General features: G+C 75.4%; 4 protein-coding genes. 1 reads left to right on the forward strand and 3 read right to left on the reverse strand.

Translation table 11 applies throughout. The features are described from left to right. The 3 genes from ACIQOV_RS24085 to ACIQOV_RS24095 form a co-directional block, all read right to left on the reverse strand. Positions 1-1,041: NADH:flavin oxidoreductase/NADH oxidase (locus tag ACIQOV_RS24085; protein WP_401051613.1), on the reverse strand; the 1,041-nt coding region annotated here is incomplete at its 3' end. A 208-nt stretch (positions 1,042-1,249) separates the two neighbouring features. Further along, positions 1,250-2,644 (reverse strand): MFS transporter, encoded by a 1,395-nt coding sequence (locus tag ACIQOV_RS24090; RefSeq protein WP_401051614.1) that lies wholly within the window; start codon positions 2,642-2,644, stop codon positions 1,250-1,252. 441 nt (positions 2,645-3,085) lie between these two features. Next, positions 3,086-3,967: a MerR family transcriptional regulator gene (locus ACIQOV_RS24095; RefSeq protein ID WP_401051616.1), complete on the reverse strand. Its 882-nt coding sequence runs from the start codon at positions 3,965-3,967 to the stop codon at positions 3,086-3,088. A 488-nt stretch (positions 3,968-4,455) separates the two neighbouring features. Between ACIQOV_RS24095 and ACIQOV_RS24100 the strand changes: the two genes are divergently transcribed. Beyond that, the coding region (locus ACIQOV_RS24100; protein ID WP_401051619.1) for a serine/threonine-protein kinase at positions 4,456-5,785 on the forward strand (1,330 nt) is incomplete at its 3' end.

Here is a 5,785-nt window from a genome sequence, read left to right on the forward strand (position 1 = left end):
CGCCGTCCGGCTGCGGGACGAGGTAGATGAATCCGACCGTCGCGCCCGCCCGTTCGGCGACCAGCAGTTCGGGCGTGTTCTCCGGCCCGCCGTAGACAGGCCGACGGCGGCCACCGGCAGGTCGGTCTCGCGGCGCACGGCCTCGGCGAAGGGCACCTGGAAGCCGGGCCCGGCCTCGATCCGGGCGTCGGGGACGATGCCGCCGGTGGAGACGTCGAGCAGGTCGACGCCGTGGGCCCGGAGCTCCTTGGCGAGGCGGACGGTGTCCTGCGAGGTCCAGCCCTCGCGGCCGTCCTGCGGGTTCTCGGTGATCCAGTCGGTCGCGGAGACGCGGAAGAAGACCGGCAGGTCCTCGGGCCACACCGAGCGGACGGCGTCGACGACCTCCAGCGCGAAGCGGATGCGGCCCTCGTAGGAGCCGCCGTAGCCGTCGGTGCGGTGGTTGGACGCGGGGGAGAGGAACTGGTGGACCAGGTAGCCGTGGGCGCCGTGGACCTCGGCGACCTGGAAGCCGGCGTCGAGCGCGCGCCGGGCGGCGTCGGCGAACTGCCGCACGATCCCGCCGATCTGCTCCTCGGTCAGCTCGTCCGGGGTGGTGTGGGCGGGGGAGAAGGCGTCGGCGCTGGGGCCGACCGGGGTCCAGCCGTGCTCCTCGTCCGGGGTGACGGGGCGTCCGCGGTCGATCCAGGTGCGCTCGGTGGAGGCCTTGCGTCCGGCGTGGGCGAGCTGGATGGCGGGGACGGTGCCCTGGCTCTTCAGGAAGTCGGTGATCCGGCGGAAGGCGGTGACCTGCTCGTCGTTCCAGATGCCGAGGTCGTACGGGCTGATGCGTCCTTCGGGGCTGACCGCGGTGGCCTCCGTGATGATCAGCCCGGTGCCGCCGGCGGCGCGGGCCGCGAGGTGGGCGAAGTGCCAGTCGGTGGGCACGCCGGCCGCGTCCCCGTTCGGGGCGGCGCTGTACTGGCACATCGCCGGCATCCAGATGCGGTTGGGGACGGTCAGGGACCGCAGGGTGAACGGGGCGAAGAGAGAGGTGCTCATGTCGGACTCCCGGTGGGGCGGCTGACGCCAGGACGCAGAGGCTAATCAAGGACGAGCATGCAACTTTTGCAGCTGCATTTACATTCGCAAACAATAGTTGCGCACGCAGGGACTTGCAAGGGTCGGCACCCCGTAACGCCGGACGGCGCCGCCCGGGGAACCGGGCGGCGCCGTCGAAGCGGGACGCGGGGGCCGTGCGCGGCGGCCGTCAGCGCGCCGTCTGCGGGACCCGCTGGGTGGGGACGGCGGCCCGGGCCGGGCGCGGGGCGCCGGCGGCGGCCGCGGGGGAGGCGCCGAGGGCGGTGCCGCGGGTCTCCTCGGCCCACAGGACGCAGACCAGCAGGCCGACGGCGGTGGTCCCGGCGGCGATCAGCATGGTCGGGCCGGTGCCGAGCCCGGTCAGCGACAGCGGCAGCAGGTAGGTGCCGACGGCCGCGCCGATCCGGCTGACCGAGGTGGCGACGCCCACGGCGGTGGCACGGATCTCGGTGGGGAACAGCTCGTTGGGGTAGGTCCAGTCGAGCACGTTCGGCCCGCCGCACAGGAAGGCGTACGCGCACAGCGCCAGCAGCGCGACGGCGGCCGGGGCGGTGGGCCACACGCCCAGCAGCGCCAGCGGGACGGTCATCAGCGCGAAGGACCAGATGATGACGGGCCGCCGGCCGCGGGTGTCGATCAGGCGCAGCGCCGGGTAGCAGCCGAGCAGGAAGACCAGGCTGATCAGGCCGGTGCCGAGGGTCTCCATCACGGTGCCGCCCGGCATGCCGAAGGAGGAGAGGATCTGCGGGCCGAAGGTGAGCATCGCGAACAGCGGGCCGACCTGGCACATGAAGAACAGGCCGCAGAACAGGGTGCGGCGCCGGTAGGGCTGGGTCATCAGCAGGCGCAGCCCGGCGGGGCGGCCGCGCTCGGCCGGATCGGGCATCAGCTCGCGGCCGTCGACCCGGACCCCGAGGTGCTTCTCGACCACGCGCACCGCGTCACCGACCCGCCCGTTGGCGGCGAGCCAGCGCGGGGACTCCGGCGAGCCGCGCCGGATCACCAGGAACACCACGCACAGCACCGTGGAGCTCGCCAGCATCCACCGCCAGCTGCCCGGCCCGGCCAGCTCCAGGAACAGGTAGCCCACCACGTAGGCGAGCACCGAGCCGGCGTACCAGGCGACGATCTGCTGCCCGAGCAGGCGGCCGCGCTTCTTGGCGGGCAGCCACTCGGCGAGCAGCGAGGTGGCGATGGGGTAGTCGGCGGCCACGGCCATGCCGAGCACGAAGCGCAGCACGGCGATCGCCCACACCGCGTCCACCCAGAAGGAGAGCACCGAGCAGGCGACCATCACGAGCAGGTCGGCGGTGTACATCACCTCCCGGCCGATCTTGTCGGTCAGCACGCCGAAGAGCGCGCCGCCGACGAACATTCCCACCAGCGCGGCGGCGCCGATCAGGCTGACCTCGGCGGTGGACAGCCCGAGGTCCGGGCGCATCCCGATCAGGGCGACGCCGACGATGCTCAGGATGTAGCCGTCGAGCAGGGGTCCGCCCGAACAGGCCAGGGCCAGCCTGCGGTGGAACGCGGTATACGGGGCGTTGTCGATGGTCTGGGACATGTGCTGGGGGTCCTCCGGAGCGTACGGCACGCACTGCGCACCGTGCGCCGGGTAGACGGCAGGGGAAGACGCCGCCCACCTCGGACGGCGCCATCGCCCGGTCACAACGGGCGACCGTCCACGGTTGCCCCGGCCCCGCGGGGCCGCCACCGGGCCGAAGGTCGAGGGGATTCGCGACCAAGGTCCCGAAGCGGACAGGCCCTTCGCCCGTGCCGGAACGGCGCCCGCCCAGTCCTGCCGGGGGCGGCCGCCGCCGCGGGCCGCGAAAGCGCTCCGGGCGTGACCCTTCTCACCCGCGGCCCCCAACAGCCCTGGAACTGTGACCCGTTCCACATTCGGGCGGTGCCCGTCCGTACGGGGGCGACCCCGCTGCGTCATCCCCGACGGGCCGTGGCGGGCCCCGCGTCGGCTCGCCGTCAACCCCCGGCCGGGGGTCGCGGGCTACCGGCCCGCGGCCAGCGGTACGGCGACGTCCACCACGTGCTCCTGCGGTCCGGCGGTCGCCCGGTTCGGGTAGTGCACCTCCCGGTTCGGCCCGCCCCGCCCGTACCCGCGGGCGGCGGCCCGGGCGCCCACCGCGTCGTGGGCGGCGGCCATCGCGGCGAAGCCCCGCCGGGTCAGGGCGGTGTACGCCTCGCGGTGCGCGGGTTCGATGCGCACCGCGAACGGGCCGTGCGGCCCGACGTCGTTCGGGGTGGGGGCGCAGACCTCGACCAGGGCGTCGCAGTCCTCGCCCACCAGGCCGTGGTACACCGCGAACAGCGGTCCGGACAGGCACGCGCCGACCTCCCGCAGCCGGCCGAGCAGCAACTCGCCGGCCTCGGCGAGGAAGCCGGGCAGCGCGGCGGCGTCCACGTGCCGGCGCACGAACAGCACCCGCTGCTCGGGCACGTCGCGCTCGGCGATCTCGAACACGGTGGTGCTCCTTCCGCTCAGAACCTCCCGGGCGTAGCCCACCGCCTCCCGGCGGGCCGCGTGCTCGGCCTCCCGCTCCCGCCAGTACGCCAGCAGCTCCCGCTCGCCCGCGTTGCCGTCGGCGTCCGCGTCGGCGTCCGCGTCGGCGTCCGCGTCGGCGTCCGCGTCGGGGTCCGGCACGGCCGCGTCCAGCACGGCCGCGATCCGCGCCAGCGGCAGCCCGGCGGCGCGCAGCAGCGCGATCCGCCGGGCCCGCTCGACCTGCGCCGGGCCGTAGCGGCGCACCCCGGTGCGCGCGTCGACCAGGGCGGGCGGCAGCAGCCCCCGCTCGTCGTAGAGCCGCAGGGCCTTGAGGCTGAGCCTGGTCCGGGCGGCGAGTTCGCCGATGGTGATCACGTTCTGCTGCACGCCCGCCACTGTGCCGCCTTCCCCTGGGGGAGGGGCAAACCCCGGAACGCTATGCGGTGGTACGTCGGCATTCGCACCGGAACCGCCCGCAGAACCCGCAGAAGCCCGCGGAAGTCCGTGGAAGCCCGCCGGTCCGCCGCCTGTTCGCGGCGCCGGGCGGGGCGGTTCACCGGGCCGTGGAGCGAAGGTCGTCCGTGCACGGTCGGCTGCCCGCGACCTGGGCGGAGACGCCTCCCGGTCGCACCGTCCGTGGGCGAACGACGAATCCGGCGCCCCGCACGCCGCCGGAGGAGACCGGGCCCGCCGCCGGCCCGCCGGGGGGCGGGGGCCGGTGATGGCCCGAGCCGAGAGCGGTTCATATGATGGGAATTCAGTAGTTGACTTGCCGGTGTCATGATCCTCGGAGTGCGCCCGGACCAGGGCACGCCCGGGGAACCGGGCCGGTCCCCGGATCCGCTCCGGTCCTCGGGCTCGATTCAGGGAGATGCATGCGCGGCACCGTGCTCGCCGACCGCTACCGACTGGTGGACTGGCTGGGCGGCGGGTCGATGGGCGATGTGTGGCTCGCCGAGGACGAGGTCCTCGGCCGCCGGGTGGCGGTCAAGGTGGTGAAGCCCGCCCTGCTGGACGAGCCCGGCTTCGCCGAGCGCTTCCACGCCGAGGCCCGGGTCATGGCCCGGCTGCGGCACCCGGGCATCGTCGGCGTGTACGACTACGGGCACGACCGCGGGCCCGGCCACGACCACGACCGCGGGCTCGGCGACGACCACGGGCCCGACCACGGGCCTGACGCCGGGGCCGGCGCCGCGAACGGTCGGCGCCCGGTCGGCTACCTGGTCATGGAGCTGATCGAAGGGCAACCGCTGAGCGCCGTCCTGGAGCGCCGCGGAGCCCTGCCGGTGGCGGAGGCCCTGGAGCTGGCCCTGCAGGTGCTGGAGGCGCTGGAGGCCGCGCACGAGTCCGGGGTGGTCCACCGGGACATCAAACCGGCCAACCTGATGGTCCGTGGCGACCGGACGGTGATTGCGGACTTCGGCATCGCCCGGCCCGACTGCGACGCCCGGACGACCGTCCCGGGGATGGTGCTGGGTACCGCCGCCTACCAGGCGCCGGAACAGGCCTCCACCGGGACGGTCACCGCCTCGGCCGACCTCTACGCGCTCGGCGTGGTCCTCTACGAGTGTCTCGCCGGCCGGCTCCCGTACGAGGGGGAGACCGCCCTCGAGGTGATCCTCAAGCACCTGACGGAGCCCGTGCCGCCGCTTCCCGGGGAGGTGCCCGCGCCGGTGTGGGCGCTGGTCGAGCGGGCGATGGCCAAGGAACCCGGTGAGCGCTGGCCCGACGCGGCGACGATGGCCACCGCCGCACGCCGCGCCCTCACCGCGGTGGAGGCGGCGCCGTCGCCGGGCCCGTCCCCGTCCTGGACAGGGAGTGGGACCCGGCCCCGGCCGGTCGCGGCACGTGCCCCGCAGGCCGGACACGCCCCGCGGACCGGACACGCCCCGCAGGCCGGACGCGCCCCGCGGGTCGGGCGCCGCCTGCGGGCGCTGGCCGGGGTGACGGCCCTGACCCTGCTCTGCATGGCCGGGGCCGCCGGGGCGGCGGTCGTCCGGTCCGACCGGAACGGCGCGCCGCAGGACACCGCCGCCGTCGCCGGGCCCACGGACGGCCCCGCCCGGTCGGACGCCGCCGCGTTCGTGGAGGCCGGCAGCCCGCTCGCCGGACAGCCGTCCGCCTCGGCGGCGCTCCCGCCCCCGCCGGCCGTGCCGGGCACGGGCGAGAGTCCCGCTCCCGCCCCGGCCGCCCCCGCGCCGACCA

The organism is Kitasatospora sp. NPDC091257, from assembly GCF_044757675.1.
GTDB classification, from domain to species: Bacteria; Actinomycetota; Actinomycetes; order Streptomycetales; family Streptomycetaceae; genus Kitasatospora; species Kitasatospora lactacystinica.